The 17,079-nt window shown below is 68.7% G+C and carries 23 protein-coding genes and 3 pseudogenes; 16 read left to right on the top strand and 10 right to left on the bottom strand.

Features of this window, described 5'->3' with window-relative positions; genetic code table 11:
* Positions 1 to 40 precede the first annotated feature (40 nt).
* The 4 genes and pseudogenes from OG395_RS47860 to OG395_RS47845 form a co-directional block, all read left to right on the top strand.
* Positions 41 to 856: pseudogene (locus OG395_RS47860) on the top strand (IS256 family transposase); the annotation flags it as partial.
* A gap of 13 nt (positions 857 to 869) precedes the next feature.
* On the top strand, positions 870 to 1,196 hold the full coding sequence (locus tag OG395_RS47855; RefSeq protein WP_327248526.1) for a hypothetical protein: 327 nt from the start codon (positions 870 to 872) through the stop codon (positions 1,194 to 1,196).
* Positions 1,197 to 1,382: 186 nt separating this feature from the next.
* A complete protein-coding gene (locus OG395_RS47850) occupies positions 1,383 to 2,603 on the top strand; it encodes a metallophosphoesterase (RefSeq protein ID WP_327248525.1) in 1,221 nt (406 codons plus the stop codon).
* A gap of 121 nt (positions 2,604 to 2,724) precedes the next feature.
* The gene (locus OG395_RS47845) at positions 2,725 to 3,099 is read left to right on the top strand and encodes a hypothetical protein (RefSeq protein WP_327248524.1); all 375 of its coding nucleotides are present in this window, start codon (positions 2,725 to 2,727) and stop codon (positions 3,097 to 3,099) included.
* 179 nt (positions 3,100 to 3,278) lie between these two features.
* Here OG395_RS47845 and OG395_RS47840 read toward each other — a convergent pair whose 3' ends face one another.
* The gene (locus OG395_RS47840; protein ID WP_327248523.1) at positions 3,279 to 3,998 is read right to left on the bottom strand and encodes a hypothetical protein; all 720 of its coding nucleotides are present in this window, start codon (positions 3,996 to 3,998) and stop codon (positions 3,279 to 3,281) included.
* A gap of 223 nt (positions 3,999 to 4,221) precedes the next feature.
* Between OG395_RS47840 and OG395_RS47835 the strand changes: the two genes are divergently transcribed.
* Complete coding sequence (locus OG395_RS47835; protein ID WP_327248522.1) at positions 4,222 to 4,506, top strand: hypothetical protein; 285 nt, start codon at positions 4,222 to 4,224, stop codon at positions 4,504 to 4,506.
* On the opposite strand, the gene OG395_RS47830 is transcribed toward OG395_RS47835, so the two are convergent.
* The 5 genes from OG395_RS47830 to OG395_RS47810 all read right to left on the bottom strand — a co-directional run bounded on the left by OG395_RS47830 (position 4,503) and on the right by OG395_RS47810 (position 6,814).
* On the bottom strand, positions 4,503 to 4,682 hold the full coding sequence (locus tag OG395_RS47830) for a Tn3 family transposase (protein WP_327249690.1): 180 nt from the start codon (positions 4,680 to 4,682) through the stop codon (positions 4,503 to 4,505). The genes OG395_RS47835 and OG395_RS47830 overlap by 4 nt on opposite strands.
* Before the next feature lie 207 nt (positions 4,683 to 4,889).
* A complete protein-coding gene (locus OG395_RS47825; RefSeq protein WP_327248521.1) occupies positions 4,890 to 5,411 on the bottom strand; it encodes a hypothetical protein in 522 nt (173 codons plus the stop codon).
* Positions 5,392 to 6,120: a site-specific integrase gene (locus OG395_RS47820; RefSeq protein WP_327248520.1), complete on the bottom strand. Its 729-nt coding sequence runs from the start codon at positions 6,118 to 6,120 to the stop codon at positions 5,392 to 5,394. The genes OG395_RS47825 and OG395_RS47820 overlap by 20 nt, the downstream gene beginning before the upstream one ends.
* A gap of 67 nt (positions 6,121 to 6,187) precedes the next feature.
* Positions 6,188 to 6,490, bottom strand: a complete 303-nt coding sequence (locus OG395_RS47815; RefSeq protein ID WP_327248519.1) for a hypothetical protein — start codon at positions 6,488 to 6,490, stop codon at positions 6,188 to 6,190.
* Positions 6,491 to 6,628: 138 nt separating this feature from the next.
* A complete protein-coding gene (locus OG395_RS47810; RefSeq protein WP_327248518.1) occupies positions 6,629 to 6,814 on the bottom strand; it encodes a hypothetical protein in 186 nt (61 codons plus the stop codon).
* Between the two features lie 507 nt (positions 6,815 to 7,321).
* On the opposite strand from OG395_RS47810, the gene OG395_RS47805 reads away from it, so the two are divergent.
* On the top strand, positions 7,322 to 7,978 hold the full coding sequence (locus OG395_RS47805) for a restriction endonuclease (protein WP_327248517.1): 657 nt from the start codon (positions 7,322 to 7,324) through the stop codon (positions 7,976 to 7,978).
* Positions 7,979 to 7,998: 20 nt separating this feature from the next.
* Here OG395_RS47805 and OG395_RS47800 read toward each other — a convergent pair whose 3' ends face one another.
* A complete protein-coding gene (locus tag OG395_RS47800; RefSeq protein WP_327248516.1) occupies positions 7,999 to 8,736 on the bottom strand; it encodes a phosphotransferase in 738 nt (245 codons plus the stop codon).
* A 135-nt stretch (positions 8,737 to 8,871) separates the two neighbouring features.
* Between OG395_RS47800 and OG395_RS47795 the strand changes: the two genes are divergently transcribed.
* The 6 genes and pseudogenes from OG395_RS47795 (at position 8,872) to OG395_RS47770 (ending at position 12,928) form a co-directional block, all read left to right on the top strand.
* Positions 8,872 to 9,276, top strand: coding sequence for an integrase core domain-containing protein (locus tag OG395_RS47795; RefSeq protein ID WP_327248515.1), 405 nt, complete (start codon positions 8,872 to 8,874; stop codon positions 9,274 to 9,276).
* A gap of 150 nt (positions 9,277 to 9,426) precedes the next feature.
* Positions 9,427 to 9,789 (top strand): annotated as a pseudogene (locus OG395_RS47790) (helix-turn-helix domain-containing protein); the annotation flags it as partial.
* Between the two features lie 107 nt (positions 9,790 to 9,896).
* Positions 9,897 to 10,940, top strand: coding sequence for an IS630 family transposase (locus tag OG395_RS47785; protein ID WP_327244963.1), 1,044 nt, complete (start codon positions 9,897 to 9,899; stop codon positions 10,938 to 10,940).
* A pseudogene (locus OG395_RS47780) lies at positions 10,937 to 11,833 on the top strand (XRE family transcriptional regulator); the annotation flags it as partial. The gene OG395_RS47785 and the pseudogene OG395_RS47780, both read left to right, overlap by 4 nt.
* A 186-nt stretch (positions 11,834 to 12,019) precedes the next feature.
* Entirely contained in the window at positions 12,020 to 12,166 is a 147-nt protein-coding gene (locus OG395_RS58685) for a hypothetical protein (RefSeq protein ID WP_442818693.1), read from the top strand.
* Positions 12,167 to 12,514: 348 nt separating this feature from the next.
* Positions 12,515 to 12,928, top strand: coding sequence for a hypothetical protein (locus tag OG395_RS47770; RefSeq protein ID WP_327248513.1), 414 nt, complete (start codon positions 12,515 to 12,517; stop codon positions 12,926 to 12,928).
* On the opposite strand, the gene OG395_RS47765 is transcribed toward OG395_RS47770, so the two are convergent.
* Positions 12,918 to 13,187 (bottom strand): hypothetical protein, encoded by a 270-nt coding sequence (locus OG395_RS47765; RefSeq protein WP_327248512.1) that lies wholly within the window; start codon positions 13,185 to 13,187, stop codon positions 12,918 to 12,920. The genes OG395_RS47770 and OG395_RS47765 overlap by 11 nt on opposite strands.
* Before the next feature lie 277 nt (positions 13,188 to 13,464).
* On the opposite strand from OG395_RS47765, the gene OG395_RS47760 reads away from it, so the two are divergent.
* Positions 13,465 to 13,587 (top strand): hypothetical protein, encoded by a 123-nt coding sequence (locus tag OG395_RS47760; protein WP_327248511.1) that lies wholly within the window; start codon positions 13,465 to 13,467, stop codon positions 13,585 to 13,587.
* Entirely contained in the window at positions 13,584 to 13,982 is a 399-nt protein-coding gene (locus OG395_RS47755; RefSeq protein WP_327242286.1) for a DUF5958 family protein, read from the top strand. The genes OG395_RS47760 and OG395_RS47755 overlap by 4 nt, the downstream gene beginning before the upstream one ends.
* Positions 13,983 to 14,462: 480 nt before the next feature.
* Here OG395_RS47755 and OG395_RS47750 read toward each other — a convergent pair whose 3' ends face one another.
* Together OG395_RS47750 and OG395_RS47745 are read right to left on the bottom strand one after the other, a co-directional pair.
* The gene (locus tag OG395_RS47750) at positions 14,463 to 14,765 is read right to left on the bottom strand and encodes a hypothetical protein (RefSeq protein ID WP_327248510.1); all 303 of its coding nucleotides are present in this window, start codon (positions 14,763 to 14,765) and stop codon (positions 14,463 to 14,465) included.
* 102 nt (positions 14,766 to 14,867) lie between these two features.
* Positions 14,868 to 15,074 (bottom strand): hypothetical protein, encoded by a 207-nt coding sequence (locus OG395_RS47745; protein WP_442818692.1) that lies wholly within the window; start codon positions 15,072 to 15,074, stop codon positions 14,868 to 14,870.
* Positions 15,075 to 15,130: 56 nt separating this feature from the next.
* Here OG395_RS47745 and OG395_RS47740 point away from each other — a divergent pair, with 56 nt between their 5' ends.
* Both OG395_RS47740 and OG395_RS47735 read left to right on the top strand, forming a co-directional pair.
* Complete coding sequence (locus tag OG395_RS47740) at positions 15,131 to 15,484, top strand: hypothetical protein (RefSeq protein WP_327248509.1); 354 nt, start codon at positions 15,131 to 15,133, stop codon at positions 15,482 to 15,484.
* A gap of 170 nt (positions 15,485 to 15,654) precedes the next feature.
* Positions 15,655 to 16,860, top strand: coding sequence for a PP2C family protein-serine/threonine phosphatase (locus OG395_RS47735; RefSeq protein ID WP_327248508.1), 1,206 nt, complete (start codon positions 15,655 to 15,657; stop codon positions 16,858 to 16,860).
* Positions 16,861 to 17,079 lie beyond the last annotated feature (219 nt).

Here is a 17,079-nt window from a genome sequence, read left to right as displayed (position 1 = left end):
TGCGGTCCGGACCGATGATCTCGCTCAGGCGGCGCCCGGGGACTTCGTCCCGGCACTGGAACACTTCCTCGGCGGCACAGCCGGGCTGTCGCCGGCGACCGTGACCCGGCTGACCAGGCAGTGGCAGGACGACCACGCGGCGTTCCAGCAGCGTGACCTGTCGGACCGCGACTACGTCTACGTGTGGGCCGACGGTGTGCACCCGAAGGTGCGGCTCGGGCAGGCGCACTCGTGCGTCCTGGTTCTGCTCTCCGTCCGTCTGGACGGCACGAAGGAGCTGATCGCGCTCTCGGAGGGGCTGCGTGAGTCCACCGAGTCGTGGGCCGACCTGCTGCGTGACTGCCGCCGCCGTGGCATGCGCGACCCGGAGCTGGTGGTCGGCGACGGCGCGATGGGCCTGTGGCGGGCAATGGCCGAGGTCTTCCCTGCCGCACGGCATCAAAGGCGCTGGGTTCACAAAGCCCGGAATGTCACGAACTCGCTGCCGAAGTCCGCGCAGGTGGGCGCGACGAAGGCGATGCAGGAGATCTACAACGCCGAGGACCGCACGCACGCCGAGAAGGCGATCGAAGCGTTCGCGAAGACTTCGTTCTACGACTTCCCGGCCGAGCACTGGATCCACCTGCGGACCACGAATCCCATCGAGTCGACGTTCTCCACGGTCGAGCTCCGCACGAAGGTCACCCGCGGGGCCGGCAGCCCGGCTGCGGCCCTGGCGATGATGTTCAAGCTCGTCGAGTCCGCCCAGGGCCACTGGCGGGCGATCACCGGCGCCCACCTGGTGCCTCTCGTCCGCGCGGGCGCCCGTTTCGAGGGTGGCCAGCTGGTCGAACGCACCGAGACCACCGCGGCCTGAGGAGAATGCCACGATGACCGTCTTCGACATCTATGGCACGAACACCTACACGGCCGGGGAGTTGGCCGTCCTGCTCGCCGACCGACTCGCAGCGGCCTTCGCCGAACGCGAGAGTGACTACCTCGGCGTCTACTTCCTCGCTGCCCTCGCCGACACGACCCGCATCCAGGTCCAGCCGAACGCCATTCCCGGAGACCACGGCGAAGACGATCTCTACGAGGACGAGTACCCCGACGTGTCGGTACTTCTCCTCGTCACCTCACCGGCTGCCGCCGAGCCCCTCAACGGCGAGCTTTCAGCGGTCGACGGACTCATCCAGCTCAGATCATCCCGAAGCTGAGCAACCTCTGATCCACAGGTATTGTCGATTGCTCGCTCATGCCAAAGGAGGTGTCTGCGGCGGAGTCTTGCCATCCCGCAGAGAACCCTTCGCCCCAAGGGACCGCGCCCATGAACGCCGGTCCGGCCGGCCCGAGGGCGACCGGATACAGTGCGCGGGACGGCAGCCTGGTTTGTGAGGGGAAGCGTGACCGACACCAGCGACACCCGACCCGCCGGCAGTGAAGCGCAAGCGCCGCGGCAGAGCCGACTGCACCGCCTGATGCGCTACATCCCCCTGATCGCCCCCGTCCTGCTGTGGGCCGTGCCCTGCTGGGTGCTCCTGCACAGCGGCCAGCACTGGCCGCTGCCCGTCACGCTCGCCGGCACCGCCCTGTTCGCCCTCGGCCTCGTCGGTATGCCGCTCGCGATGGTGCGCGGCCACGGCCGGCGCCAGCAGGACCGGGCGGCGATCGTCGGTGACACCCTGCTGGGCACCAGTTGGGTTCTGTTCACCTGGTCCATTCTGCTCGGCGTCCCATTGCGGCTCGTCCTGACCGTGGCCGGCGTCGACGAGAGTCAGGACCGGGCTCGAATTGTCACTTGGGCCGTCCTCGGCATAACCGCCGCACTACTCGCCTGGGGATACGCCGAAGCCCGCCGCGTGCCACGCGTGCGCCGACTCGACGTGCAACTCCCACGGCTGGGTGCCGGGTTGGACGGCATCCGCGTCGTCCTCATCACGGACACCCACTACGGTCCCCTCGATCGCACTCGCTGGTCGGCACAGGTTTGCAAGACGGTGAACACCCTGGAAGCCGACCTGGTCTGCCACACCGGTGACATCGCGGACGGCACGGCCGAGCGCCGCCGCGCCCAGGCCGCCCCACTCGGAACCGTGCGGGCCACCCGGGCCCGTGTATACGTCACCGGCAACCACGAGTACTACAGCGAGGCTCAGGGCTGGGTCGACCTGATGGACGAGCTGGGCTGGGAGCCGCTGCGCAACCGCCATCTGCTGCTCGAACGCGGAGGCGACACCCTCGTGGTCGCCGGCGTGGATGACGTCACCGCCGAGTCCTCCGGCCTCGCAGGCCACCGCGCCCACCTCGCCGGAGCCTTGAACGGCGCCGACCCCGACCTACCCGTCCTGCTCCTGGCACACCAGCCCAAGTTCATCGACCGGGCGGCAGCCGACGGCATCGACCTCCAGCTCTCCGGCCACACCCACGGCGGCCAGATCTGGCCCTTCCACCACCTGGTCCGCATCGACCAGCCCGCCCTCGCCGGCCTCAGCCACCACGGCCCCCGCACCCTCCTCTACACCAGCCGCGGCACCGGCTTCTGGGGCCCGCCGTTCCGCGTCTTCGCCCCCAGCGAGATCACCCTGCTCGTGCTCCGCTCCCCGCACCTGCCCACCTCGATGTAGCACTCGACGGGCCGACACATCCGCTTGGAGCAGTCCACGAGCCGAGGGATGCGGCGTCGACAGATGACCACGGGGCGGGGCGAACGCGGGTCCGTCGTGGTGGTCGGGCTGTGCGGTCACGGTGACCTCCTCCTCGATACCCTCCGACGCTACGCGGCACCGGAGGATCGCCGGGGGCTTCCCTCCCACCTCAGAAGCGACCAACGAGATCCGCCGCAAGTGCATCGACCTGCTGCGCGAGGCACTGGGCCTGCCCGCGCTGCGCCTGGGTGGCGGGGAGATCCCATTGCAGCCCGCGCCGGAGGCGGCCACCCTGTCCGCGCTGTCCCGCCAGCTCGACCGGTACCTGGGCGGCGCCATGTCTCCGGCGCAGACCCGGCTGACGGCCCTGCTCGCCGTCGAGCTGGACACCGCGGCGCGCAGCGGGGAGCTGGTCGTCGCCCTGCCCGTCGCCGCCGGAGTGGTGACCCTGGGGTACCGGCCTCGGGACTGGTAGGCCCGCATGTTGAGGTGTCGCGTATTGCGTGACTGCCGCTGCTCGATATCACCGTGAGTGACGAGCGCAGGCCCAGCTGTTTAGTGATCTGCCTACGTATTCCATGGCACCGTCGCGGTCGTCTCGATCCGGCTGTGGCTCTGCACCTGAGACAGAGCCGCTCGCTTCCGGTACACCGCTCACATGAGAGGGCGATTGGAAGACGCGTACTCGTCCGCGATGTTGAAGACGCTGGCACAGCGTGGGCATTCCGCCTGGCCGAAGAGATGGGTGATTCCGTCGGCGAGCACAACTTCCCCATCACGTACGGCGGTCTCGTGCATCCAACGACCGGGGCCGGAGAGCTCCTCGGGGGACGCCGGCCTCAGGTCGCGTCGGTCCACGTCGCCCAGGTTCCAGTCCCGGATCGCTGAATAGCTTCCGTAGTCGCCGATGGCGATCGTCACCTCCTCAGCGCAGTGAGGGCAGGCGACCTGGTAAAAGTCGTCCGAGAAGTCCCCCAGTACCGCACTCCAGTGGTAGTGCCCTTCGACTGCAATCAAGTCGCGGAAGGTCGCGAGGTAGTCGTCCGGCCGTGACCGCAGGCGCCGATCCAGCAGCTCACGGAACTCCGCAATCGCTTCGACACAACCCGCCAGCAGATCGTCGCAACCGTGCCCCCCTGCCGCGCACCGGACGATCGCCCCAGCCAGCTCGCGCGCCGGCGCGCTCCGCGACCCTAGACGCACCAGACGCGGCAGTGCGGCAAAACTGGCGGGGAACACCAAGTCGCATTCGAGGATCAGCCGGTAACCCAGCTCATCCCATGCCTCTGCATCGTCCTCGCGCTCGACCCGCGCCAGGAGCTCGGGGACGCGATCGATGTCCCCGTAGCAGTCGTACATCTGTGCCCAGTTCACCACCTGAGCATTTAACCGCCCTGAGGCTGCCGGGGACGACTCCGTATCCGGCCTCGCACCGGCCCCTCGGCGTGCGTCCATGCCCGCCCGTGCAGGAACGTGCGGAACTTCCGGCCCCACTCCGCGTCCTCGAACTGGTGGTAGCGGGGGCCCCAGTAGGAACGGAACAGAGAACCGTCGTAGCTGTCAAAACTTTTGACGGTCGGTGAGTGAGGCTGCCAGGGTGAGCGACGACCCGACGATCGGTTTCCTGAAGGCGGATGTGGCGCGGTTCTGCGCTGGTCTGGATGAGCTGGCTCCGCCGATCCGGCTGCGGCTGCTCGTCCAGCTGCGGGCCGCGCTGGACGAGGTGACGGATACGGCCCTGGATGCGGGGATGTCTGCGGCGAAGGCGGAGGGCTGGGGGCTGCGGCAGATCGGTGGCCAGGTGGGGCTGTCGCACGAGAAGGTTCGCTACCGGCTCGCCCAGCGCGCCGGCAAGGGCGAGCCGGCCGGAGGCCCTGTCTAGATCGTGGTGGAGGCCGTTTCGGGCTTGGTGGTGGAGCGGAGCTGTCCGCCCTGGCCCTCGCCTGGCAGGGCGAAGTTGTAGCGGCCGTGGAAGTTGATGTGGGCGAACTTCAGCGGCGAGAGCCGGGCGAGGTCCTCGTCACGGACGTGGATGGCTTCGGCTCGCATCTCTTCGATGATCTTCTGGAACTAGACCGTGTTCCACAGGACGACGATGTTGAGCATCAGTCCCAGTGCGCCGAGCTGGTCTTATCCGAACTAGTCCAACTCAGGGACAGGTCCGCCTGCGAGCCGACGTTCACGACGGAAAGTAGTCGTGAAGAAGTTGGGTGGGCGCGTTCCGTCGGGCGTGTCGATCGCGTCGGCACCGTGTGCTTCGCGGTCTTACTGGGAGAACGCGTAGGTCCGGACGGGGTCGAGGTGCAGTTCGTAGGGCCCGAAGCAGTCGGCCGCGAGCGTCGCGACCGGAGCACCGCAGGGGCAGGCTCGGTTGAGTCCCTCGTCGCCGGTCGGTCCGCAGCACCCAGTGCTGTTCTCCCAGTTGGGCAGTGGCTGAAGGCCGGCGGCATCGTCGGGGTGCACCAACACTGTCTGTCGGCTGCCCGCTGAAATGACGAAGCCTTCTTCGCGGCAGATCTGAGGTCCCCGCGGCTGAGCCGACTTTGGGTTCTTCTGATCCTCCTGCGCGACGTAGGGAGGTCCCCAGGGCTCGGGATCGATCGCGTAGCAGCCCCGCGGAACGGTGGAAGGTGCCCGTCGTGTCTCCTTATCCCGGTCGCGCTCGCCGACGGAGACGTCAGGGATGGCGGCAAGTTCGGCCAGCTCCGGCGTGATCGCGGTGCCGCACTTGGAACAGAGGAAGACGGTCATGCCCTCGTTGTAGTCCTCAGGGCTGCTGCTTCGCATCCTCGTTTCGCTGCTCGGTGTCGATCCGCGCGACGACGCCAGGGAAATCGGGCATGCCGAGGTGGACGGCAGGGTGCCGGGCCGCGAGGTCGCGCATGGCGGCGAGCTTCTGCTCTGCGGCGGCGATGCTGGCCTCGATCGCGGCGACCTCGCCGAGCCAGCCCTGTTCCTTGGCTTCCTGAAGCCGGACGAGAAGGTTCGCGCGCATCTCCTCCAACCGGGGCAGCTGCTCGGGGTCGGGCCGCAGGACAGGGCAACGGATGCAGGCGTGCTCGTGGACGCACGGGGTGCCGAAGTCACGGGCACAGACGCCCAGGGCAACCTTCCGCAGCTCGAAGTGGGCCAGGAAGTCCTGCCACTCCTGCGCGGTCGGCTCGCGGCACTCGCTGCTGGGCCGCAGCGACCTGCGGCGGGCGAAGAAGGCCCGGTGGTGGTTGATGACGTCCTCGGGATAGATCGCAGCGTATCCGAGCGTGGTATCGACGGTCTGGTGGCCGCAGATGCGGGCGGCGATATGCGCGGGAAGGCCGGAGCTCAGAGCGTCGGTGACGAAGATCCTCCGGAAGTCGTGCGGGGTGTAGCGCAGGGGCTCGTTGCCGGGGCCGGTCAGCCCGCTCGCCGCGAGTGCGTAGTTGAGCCAGGTATAGACGTAGTTGCGTGGGATGGCGCGGTCTTCCGGGCCGCAGAGGCGCTGGAAGGGGAACGGCATCGGCGGGCTCCAGAGCCGTTCAAGGGAGTCGTAGCGCGTCCCGAGACGGTGTTACGGCCTGCCGTGCTCATGCGCCCATCGTGGCACCGGTCGCGCTGCGGGCGGGCGGCACGAAGGTGCGGGCGCACTCGCGGTGGCACCCGGGGGCCCGGCGGGAGCTGACCATCTTCGCGGTGATCGCCCTGGCGGTCGTCGGCTTCGGCAGCAGCGGCGGGTCGGCCGGCGGCGCTGGGTCGGGCGAGCGGTTACCCCGACCGCAGCAGACCGGGGTGTATCCGGTGCACTTCCCCGGTTGGGACAAGCCCGCGCCGCGGCCGACGCCGACGGTGTCGTACCCGATCCGGTGGGACCGCAGCCAGTAGATGGCCATCGTCCGCTACGAACGCGCGGGCTGACCTGCAGACAGCACAGGGCCCCGGGCGTCATCGGCCGCCCGGGGCCCTGCTGTGTCCGCTTGCTGCGCGAGGGCCCGTCAGATCTGACGGGCCCTCGGCGTGCGGGGTGAGCACTACGGGTGGTCGGTGGCCGGGACTGATGCCGCATGCGACGGAGTGGTGCCGGCCGGTGCCTTGCTGCTGGCTCCCGGTCCGCTGGCCAGGGCCAGTAGTAACAGGAACAGCAGCAGACCTCCGCCCCCGGTGCCCGCGACCACGGCGATGGTGCGCGGGCTGATGGACCGGTGGTGCCCGCGCACGCGGGTGCCGTCGGAGCGGTAGTGGGAGCGTACGTAGGTCGTCGGTCCGGCGGGGACCGGGCGGGGCCGCGGGATGGCGCGTCGGGGTGCCGTACGGGGCTGTGCGGTGCGCGGCCGGGTGCGGCGGTTGTGGCCTTTGACGTAGGTGCCGTCGCGGCGGTAGTGGGGGCGTACTTAGGGCACGGGCGGTCCTCGGCGGTGAAAGGGGGCAATGCCCCCAGGCGGGGCCGGGTGTTCCTCGGCGCAACATTTGACGGTAGCGACCGGCACTGACAATCCGATGCGGCCAACTCCTCTACTGGGCACACCCGTTGGGCTGCGGACAGCGATTTCCGGACGGGTGATCCCGACGGCGGGCCGACTGTCGGTATCGGGTGCTGTCATGAAGGCGGCAGGGAGCTGCAGACGAGGGGGGACTGTGCTCGGGAACAGGGGATACGAAGGCGCCGATTACACCGGCCGGGATGTGCCCGGGACGCTGTGCGCCGTGGCGGCGGGGGTCTTCCGGTGAGCCCGCGTAGGCGGCGGCGCAAGAGCGACGAAGATCTGCTCTTCGCGCTGGGCGGGCTCGTGGTCGCCGGCTTGGTGCTGGTCAAGGTCGGACAGTGGGTGTGGGCGCACTGGTGGGTCCTGGTCGTGCTCGGCCTGCTGGCGCTTCTCGCCCTCGCGGGCTGGATCTACCGGCAGGTTGACCAGATGCGGTCCGCGCAGCTGCGGGTCGAGGGCCTGACCTACTCGCTCGGCCAGCTGGACGCCATGCACCACAGCGCCTTCGAGATCGCCGTACGTGACCTGCTGGCCCGGGACGGCTCTCGCGACGCGCTGCGCTGCGGCGGCCGGGGCGACCTCGGCGCCGACGTAAAGGGGCACGATCCGCTCGGCCGGCTGTGGGTGATCCAGTGCAAGCACCGCAGGAAGGGGCTGGACGGTTCGGCTGTCGGGACTCCGGAGCTGCAGACGCTCAACGGCACCGGCCGGCCGGTGCACGGCGGCGACGTCGTCGTAATGGTGACCAACGGGAGGATCTCCGGGCCTGCCCGCGACTTCGCCCGGCAGCAGCGCCTGCACCTGGTCGACCGGCGGGTGCTGGAGCAGTGGGCCCGGGGCGGGCGACCGCTGTGGGAGATCCTTCCCCTATTCATCCACAGCCAGCTCTTGTCGTGAGATGACCGGCACCCAGTGGGTCAGCGCAATGCGCGATCCATGTTGACCCGGTGATCGGAGACCCACTGATACGCCTCCTGCACCTCTGTCACTGCCCCAGCGTCACGGAGACGGATCATCGCGAAGTCTCCAGAGTCCGCAGCAGTCTCAATACCGCGCCAGCACCTGTCCTGCCACCACAAGATCGCAGAGACGAGATCACGCCGGTCCACGAGCTCATAACTGTCAGCGATCAACCGCAACCGTCGCGCAGCTTCGGAGGCGTCTTCGACGCTCGGCCCGAGTCCGAGGTACTGCCAACAAACGTGGGCGACATCATGGATGCGCGCGCCTGGGGCTGCCAGATCCCAGTCGATAAAGGCCACCGGGCGCAAGGCACCGCTGACAGGTCGATAGACCGTGTTCTTGGGCGAGAGGTCGTTATGACATACGACCTCATGTGATCCGGCCAGTGCCGTGCCTGCCGTCAGGTCGTGGAACTCCCGCACCAGCTGCGTGACCCGCAGCAGACTCTCGTCGGAGTACACGGCCGGCGGCTGCTGCGGTTCCCAGGCCACATGCCCATCGAGGTAGGTGAGAACCTCCCGGCCCTCCTCGTCGATGCCGCAGTAGCGCGGTGCACCGGGCCAGCCGCTGGCCTCAAACATCTTCAGCAGGTCGCCAACGAACCCCGTACTGGCCGACGCGGGCCGGCGCACCGTGGCGCCGACACGCACCACATGATTGATAAAGCCACCAGGCAAGGACGACTCAGACATCACCTCGACACCGTGTCACTCAAGCGCCTCTACACCCTGGTCGTCATCGAGCACGGCACCCGGCGCCTCCACCTCGCCGGCGTCACCGCCCATCCCACCGCGCAATGAACCGTCCAGCAGGCCAGGAACCCCGCCGTGATCCCGGACCGCCGCATCGACTCGCTGCGATTCCTCCTCCGGGACCGGGACAGCAAGTACACCCACGCCTTCGACGCCGTCTTCGAGGCCGACAGCGTGGAGATTCCGCTCAGCCCACCACGGGCACCCAAAGCGAACGCGAACTGCGAGCGAGCCGTGGGCACCCTCCGCCGCGAGCTCCTCGACCGCATGCCGATCTACAACGAGGCCCACGCCGTGAAAGTACTGACCGAGTACATCCAGCACTACAACGGACACCGTCCCCACCAATCCCGCCAGCAGTTCCCCCCGGACAGCGACCAACCGTCCAACCCGGCCGCCATCACCGACCTCCAGGCCCACCGGATCCGGCGACAACCCATCCTCGGAGAATTGATCAACCAGTATCACCGCACCGCCTGACCAAACAACACCACCGCAGCTCACACCACCGAATCGTATTTTCGAGCGGGACAGGCACCTTCGTGCGTTCTGGATCAAGTGACGCAACCCACAGAAAGGGCCTTGCCCAATACCCTGACAGTGACGAGCTGCTCAGAGAGGGGCAAGGCCATGCCAGTTGATGCTACCCCGGACCCATACGCCGACCCGATGGCATTCGGTCAGCGCATGCAGATCCTCCGCACCAAGCGCGGCATCAGCCGCCCCGTCGCCGCCGGCCTGCTCGGCATGTCGCCCTCGTGGGTGAAGCAGGTGGAGCGAGGAGAGATCGGTATGCCGAGGTTGCCCATCGTGCTGCGCATCGCCGAGCTCCTGCGGGTTCGCGACCTCTCCGACCTCACCGGCGACCAGTCCGCCCCGGTGCACCTGTTCATCGGCCCCGGGCATTCGCGGCTGCCTGCTGTCCGGGATGCCGTCAACGCGCTGACGCTGGGCGGGGACCGCGAGGCTCCGTCTGCTGGGCACCTAGTGTCCTGCGCCGGTAGTTGATCGTTAGTTGTTGTGTGACTTCTGCAGCTGGTACATCCATTCCTCGTCGTGGTCCGAAGCTGGAACCGTTACTGCTGTCCGCCGAGGAGCGGATGGCACTGGAGCGGTGGACGCGTCGGGCTACGACGGCTCAGGCGTTGGCCCTGCGGGCCCGGATCGTGCTCGCGTGTGCCGGGCCCGAGGTCCCGCCGATCGTCGTGGTCGCCCGCGAATTGCGGGTGACCGCGGACACGGTCCGCAAGTGGCGGCGGCGGTTTCTGGCCGAGCGGCTGGATGGCCTGGTGGACGAGCCACGGCCGGGCCGGCCACCCACCATCGGCGTCGATCAGGTGGAGGCGGTCGTGGTCGCGACGCTGGAGGAGATCCCGAAGAACGCCACGCACTGGTCGCGGAAGTCGATGGCCGACCGCAGCGGCCTGTCGAAGTCGAGCGTCGGCCGGATCTGGCGGAAGTTCCAGCTCAAGCCACACCTGACGGACACGTTCAAGCTCTCGACAGACCCCTTGTTCGTGGAGAAGGTCTACGACGTCGTAGGTCTGTACTTCAACCCGCCCGAGGGCGCGGTGGTGCTGTCGGTGGACGAGAAGTCCCAGATCCAGGCGTTGGACCGGTCTCAGCCGGTGCTGCCGATGATGCCTGGAATGCCCGAGCGGCGGACTCATGACTACGTGCGTAACGGTCTGACCACCTTGTTCGCGGCCTTCGACGTCGCCACCGGCGAGGTGATCAGCTCCCTGCACCGGCGGCACCGGGCGGCGGAGTTCAAGAAGTTCCTGATCAAGATCGACAAGCAGGTGCCCGCGCATCTGGCGGTCCACCTGATCGTCGACAACTACGGCACCCACAAGACCCCGGCGATCAGAACATGGCTGGCCAAACACCCCCGGTTCCAACTGCACTTCACCCCGACCGGCTCCTCATGGATCAACCAGGTCGAGCGGTGGTTCGGCTTCCTGGCCGACCAGATGATCCGCCGAGGCGCGCACAAGAACGTGCAGGCCCTCGAAGCCGACATCCGCCGCTGGGTCAAGAACTGGAACGAGGACCCCACGCCGTTCATCTGGACCAAGACCGCCGAAGAAATCCTCGACTCCCTCGCCCACTTCTGCCGACGGATCTCCGGCGCAGGACACTAGCGGCCCGCCTTGCGAAGGCGTGGGCGGCACGGCATCAGGCGCCCAATCACCGGGAGGTCATTGGCGAGTTGCTGCCAGGCCTGATCCGGGATGCGCAGCTGGCAGTGCGGCAGGCCGACACCGCATCGGACCGGCGGGCAGCACAGGCGGTGCTGTCCGAGGTGTACAGCCTCAGCCAGTTCTTTGTGGCGTACCAGCCGGACAGTGCCCTTCTGTGGCGGGTGGCCGAGCGCGGCATTGTCGCGGCGCAGGAGTCCGAGGATCCGCACGCGATCGGCGTGGCCGCGTGGCTGGCCGCGCAGGCGCACCGCGACAGCGGCCCGTCGCACTTCGATGCGGCGGACGCCATGACGACGGAGGCCCTCGGCTACCTGGAAAGGTTCCTGCCCGACGCGGATGACCGCACGGTGGCCATCACGGGGGCGCTGCAGTTCGAAGCCGGGTACACCGCTGCCCGCCGCGGGGAGAACGGGGCGGCGTGGGGGTGGTGGGATAAGGCACAGGCCACCGCCCGCCGGTTGAACCCGACGTACTACCACCCGATCACATCGTTCTCTCGGGCCATCATGGGCGCACACGCCGTGACCGTTGCTGTCGAGCTGCGCGCCGGCGGGGAGTCGGTACGGCAGGCCGTTGCCGCGGACTCCGTGGCGATCCCGTCCCGCCCGCGACTGGCCCGGCACCGCATCGAAGAGGCCCGCGCGTACCAGCTCGACGGGCAGGCGGAGACGGCGCTCGCCACCCTGGAGAAGGCGCACCAGGCCGCACCGGAGACGATCCGGTACAACGGGTACGCCAGGCGCATCGTGTTGGAAGAGACCGAGTCGAGGTTCCCTGCCCGCCGGAAGCGGGCTGCAGCTCTGGCTGACCAACTCGGGCTGCTTGCCGCCTGACTCGAACGGATGAGCGAGGGGCAGGATTTCTGACCCTCGTTTGCTGCGCCCGCTCGTACCGTCAGGGAACTGCCGACGAGACAACCCGGGGACGCCATGACCGTGAGGAATTTACCGCCAGTCAACGAGCTCACCGAGCAGCAGCGCCGCGGGTGGCGTTGCGTCTGGTGTCGGTACCCCCTCACGGTGGGCGACGACATCGATCTGGGAGAGCAGCGCGCCCGGCCGGCCAACGGGGCGGCGTACTCGTGGTTCCCTCGCGCCTGCGCCGACACCGAGGCGTGCACGGAGCGGGCCGAGAAGCGGTCCGCCGACCCGCTGGGTCCTCGCTGATCTCCTGTCTGTTCTGGTGCCGACGGCGGCCCAAGACAGGCAGGGTCGTCAGCGCCCCGCGTACCCCCCGGGCGGGGCGCAGACGACACGGGCACCGGGAGAACCCGCCCCGCCGTCATCGCCCTGGCGGCCGCCCTCCTCGTCGGCGGGCTCGGGTACGGAGCCACCCAGACCCTGTCCACCGGCCCCACCGACCCCGGCTCCACCGACACGATCGTCAACGCCGCGGCCGGCCAGTCACAGAAGAAGTCCCCGCACCCGAAGGGGTCCTGCGCGATCGGCGAGAAGAAGATCACGAACAAGAAGTTCGTCACGACCGTATACGAGTGGCCCGACGACCCCGCGCACGTGCAGAGCATGCCGGGGCCGGCGAAGAACACGTGGGAGTACAAGGTGGACTTCGGCGGCAAGGTCAGCGCGACCTTCGGTCTGAGCTACGGGGTGATCAACGCCGGTCTGGGATTCGAGATCAACAAGACCGAGAGCTTCAGCAAGAAGGTCGAACTCAACCTGAAGGACAAGGCCCACTACCTGGTCCGTACGGGACGGGTGTACAAGCAGTACCAGTTCGACGTCTACGAGCAGCATGCCGACTTCCTCTGGGCCACCTCGACGTCCGCCCGGTGCGGTGACTACTACTGGGTGAAGAAGGGCAGCGCTACCGCCCTCAGGCCCTGGACCGGTACGTACAGGGTCCAGAAGGTCACCAAGCCCAAGACCCACGCCGCTCCCGCACAGCAGACGTCGGGCATCACCGAGTAGTTCCCGTCACCTCCCCCGCCCGCGAAAGGAGCGCCCGGCCCCCGCGGGTGCGGTAGCCGGGGCGGACAGGGCGCACCGGTACGAAGCGGCGTAGCTGTTCGTACCGGTGCGTCAGGCGGGCGGGGTACTGGGGGCCCAGGCCACCGCGGTCGCGGAGCTGCTGGAGGCTGTCCAGTCCGCCCGGTCTGTACAGCAAAGCGGCCTCGATGTCGGCCCCGGTGGCCCGCACCCGCCGAGAGGCGTCCGTAGGGGTGTTCACGAGTGCCTGTGACCAGGCACTCCAGAGACGGATGAAGATCGATTTCCGTTTGACTGGAGATCGTTTCCCGGTGCTTTGGCGATGCTGCTCGTAATGGGTTGGTGTTCGAGCGGCTGCGCACGGCAGAGTGGCGTGGTGAGTGAGCTGTGGGCACACACCCTGACATGGGCGGACGTGGATCCGCGCCAGCATCCGTTCGAGCTGGAAGCGGAGGCGGCAGACGAACTGGCCGGCGCTGGCCTTCGTCCTGGCCCGCGAAGGCGTCTCCCTCGACCAGGTGCACCCGCTGCAGGCCACTCGCTGGGCCGACGACGCCGAGGGTGCGGCCGAACTCGCGGTCCTCCTCGGCATCCTGATCACCGCGGCCGAGCGCCGCCTGTCCCACGGGAGGCAGTCATGAACGAACGCGATGTCCTGCTCAACGAACTTGCCCAGGGGCTGCGCCCGATGTCAGAGGGCATTGAGTGGTTCGACGGCCTCGGCCCGGAAGAGCAGTCCGAGGTGCTGCTGTTCCTGCGCCATCACTGCGTCCAGGCGCGCGCCGTCGCCGAGGACGCACCGGAGAGCATCCGCCGTGCCGGGCTGCGCCCGACGCATACGCCCGCAGTGCTGATCACACGCGGCCGGATCGACCAGCAACTGGGGAAGATCGCCTGTCTCACCCCTCTCGACGAACGCCGCAAGGCGTTCAGGCTGCTGATCGCGGTGCTCACGATCGCCGACGCACGGCGCCGCGAGCGCTCCTGCTTCGGCGGATGCGGTCACTGGTGGCACAGGCTGTCCGCCGCTGACTGATTGCATCGGCCGGAAATGCAGAGATCCCGTCCGCTGACCGATCGGACGGGTCGAACGGGTCGTGAACTCTCCTTGAGCCAACTCAAGAACAGTCGTCGACGACGAGCTAACTCAAGAACAGTCGCCGTACCGGCCGAGGGGATTTGTGTCTGGTGCTGAGGGCCGTGGCCCAGGGGCTTGCTACCGCTCTTCGGCGCGGGCGCGCAGGCGGGCGAGGATCCCGTTGGTCGCCGCCGCGTCCTGAACCGCAACTTCCCTCCCTACCTGTGCACGACGGCTGTGCTCGCAGACCGGGCACAGACCGCCGGCAGCGGGACGGTAGCCGTCCTCGCCAACCGTGCCCGGTTCGACGTCGGTCCGGCAGGACGGGCACTGCCAGACCACTTCCCACCCGGCCAGCTCCTCGCGCCACTGTTGTTGCTCCAGGGCCCGGGACAGTCGTCGAAGCCGGTCAAGCAGAGCGGCTGTCCCGGGGCAGAACTACAGGTCGATGGGCCTGGAGTTGAGCCAGCTGTACGGGCTCCTCCAGGAGCCGGCCTTCGCGGCGGGCCAGTCGGGCTCCCAGCCGGGCCGGTAGCCGCAGGCGCCCCAACCGTCCGGGCGCCCGTGGGGAATCTCGAGCCCGGCCTGCGCCGCGGCGCGCGCCGCGTCGTAGACCTCGGGCGCCGCCTGGACGGCGGCGCTGCGGCTGTCGGCCCGGCCGGTGAAGACGTGCACGCCGTCCAGGCCGGGCGGCTCGCTGCTGTGTATCGGGACGTCAACCTCGTAGTACGGGTGGGCCATGACGTCCATCTCCTCTCGTGATCGCGGTGGTGAGGGACCACCGCGACCGCCCCGGTCCCGGCGCGGTGGCCGGGGTCGGGGCAGCACGGAGGGTCCGTCAGCTCATCCGTGGATCGCTTCCAGGGCCTGCGCTTCGAGGTCGGCCAGGCTGTCGGGGTCGTCGTCGACGCGGTCGGCGTGGACGGTGCAGACGATGTCCGGGTCGTTGTCCATGGCGCCAGTCAGCGCCCGGTACAGGCCGGTGACCGAGTAGGCCGGCGCCCAGGCGCGGCCTGGACACTCGTCGTCGAAGGGGCAGGGGAGCGCCACGTCGAAGCCGAAGTCGCATCGGGGCGCTCGCAGGTGAGCACCACGACCATTTCGCCGTGCGGCTCCAGATGGGCGAGCAGGTCCAGGACGACGGGCTTGTGCTGCTCATGCCGGGCCAGGGCCGCTATCAGCTCAGGGGAATGCGGGTGGTGCACCACCACCAGGAGCTGCTGGTCTCCGTCGGTGAGGAGGTGCCCCGGACCACCACCGCACTGGTCGACTTCTTCCGCCGGTTCTTCGACAAGGGCGTCTTCGGCCGGGACGAGCGCGGCGGCTACATCAGCCTCGACCACGTCCACGCAGCGCATTCCGCACTTGCCCGGCCGCACGTCCAGGAACCCCACCGCCTCCAGCCGCTCCGCCCACCGCGCCCGGTACCGGTCGTTGCGCCCCCGTCCGGTCGGCGGTGACCTCGCGAACGCGCAGCGGCTCGTAGCGCCGGGAAGGGACTGCGAAGGCCCGGTCGTGAGTGACTCTCGTGGCCAGGTCCGGCGGTCGGATGTTGCTCCGCCTCGGTGACCGCGATCGGCTTTCGTTGGATCTGCGGGACTTCGGGGAAGTGCTGAGAAGGGAGGCTGTCATGGCGCGGGACCGGATCGAGCTGGCCGCGGTGTTGGCCGCGGCGGAGGCTGCGGCGCCGATGGAGTCCCTTGATGTGGTCGCGCGTAATCTGCAGGATCGGTTCGATGCGCGGCACGTGTCGTTTCTGTTCGTCGATGTCATCGGTCGGCGGATGGTGCGGGTCAGTAAGGAAGGTGCCTCGCAGAGGGGCCGGCATGCGGAGCAGATTCCGCTTGCCGGCAGCGTCTACGACGAGGTGCTGCGCACCCAGCGACTGGTGCGGGCGGGAGACAGCAGGCTGGGGTATCGGGTCGTCGCGCCCGTCACCAACCGGGGCGATGTCATCGGCGTGCTGGAGCTGACCTTGCCCCACACCACACCAGAGGTGCTGGTCGGCGTCGAGGAGGCCGCGCACGCGCTCGCGTACATCATCATCGCCGACCGCCGCTTCACCGACCTCTATCACTGGGGCCAGCGCACCACCCCGATGAGTCTGGCCGCCGAGATCCAGCGCCAGCTGCTGCCTTCGGCACCCTCCTGCGAGGCGTCCCAGTTCACCCTCGCCGCCGCTCTGGCCCCGGCCGACTCCATCTCCGGCGACACCTACGACTACACCTTGGACTACGACGCCCTGCACCTGTCCGTCACCGACGCCGTCGGCCACGACGTCGACTCCGCCCTGCTGGCCACCCTGCTGATCAGCGCCTCCCGCGGCGCCCGCCGCGCCGGGGCCGACCTGAGCGAACAAGCCCGCCAGACTCACCAGGCACTCTTCGACCATGGCTCGGAAGCCCTGGCCACCGGCCAGCTGTTCCGCATCCCGTTGGACGGCAGCGGCGCGCGGCTGATCAACGCGGGCCACCCTTGGCCGCTGCGCCTGCGCGAGGGCACGGTCCAGGAGGTGTCTTTGGACGTCGATCTGCCCTTCGGTGTTCCCTCATCCGACCCGTATCGGGTGCAGGACCTCGACCTGCGCCCCGGTGACCGGCTCCTGCTCTATAGCGACGGGATGCAAGAACGCCAAGCGGAAACCGTTGATCTGCCCGGGATCATCCGCGACACCGCCACCGAACACCCCCGCGAAGTGGTGCGGACCCTGACCGCAGCAGTGACCGACGCCTGCAACGGCCACCTCACCGACGACGCCACCGTCCTCTGCCTGGACTGGCACGGCACCCATGACGGCGGTCGCCACGCGAAAGCCGAAGCGGGCGCACCGGCCTGAGGGAGCGTCGTCACGGCTGCCGACCCGCGAGAGGGCGGTGTGCAGCGCCTCCGCATCGCACCCGCATCGCACCCGCATCGCACCCGCATCGCACCCGCATCGCACCCGCAGGTCAACGGGCCGCACTGCCTGCTGAGTGGCTGGCACTCAGCACTTTCCGAGTTGGTGCAGAGAATGTCGAGGTGGAAAGCGCCGTGCCGTGCGAGGCGAGCCGGTAGA

This window comes from Streptomyces sp. NBC_01320, from assembly GCF_035974375.1.
In the GTDB taxonomy this organism is placed as follows: Bacteria; Actinomycetota; Actinomycetes; order Streptomycetales; family Streptomycetaceae; genus Streptomyces; species Streptomyces yanii.
Note: the sequence above shows the minus strand (reverse complement) of the source record. Positions and strands in the feature narration are given on the sequence as shown.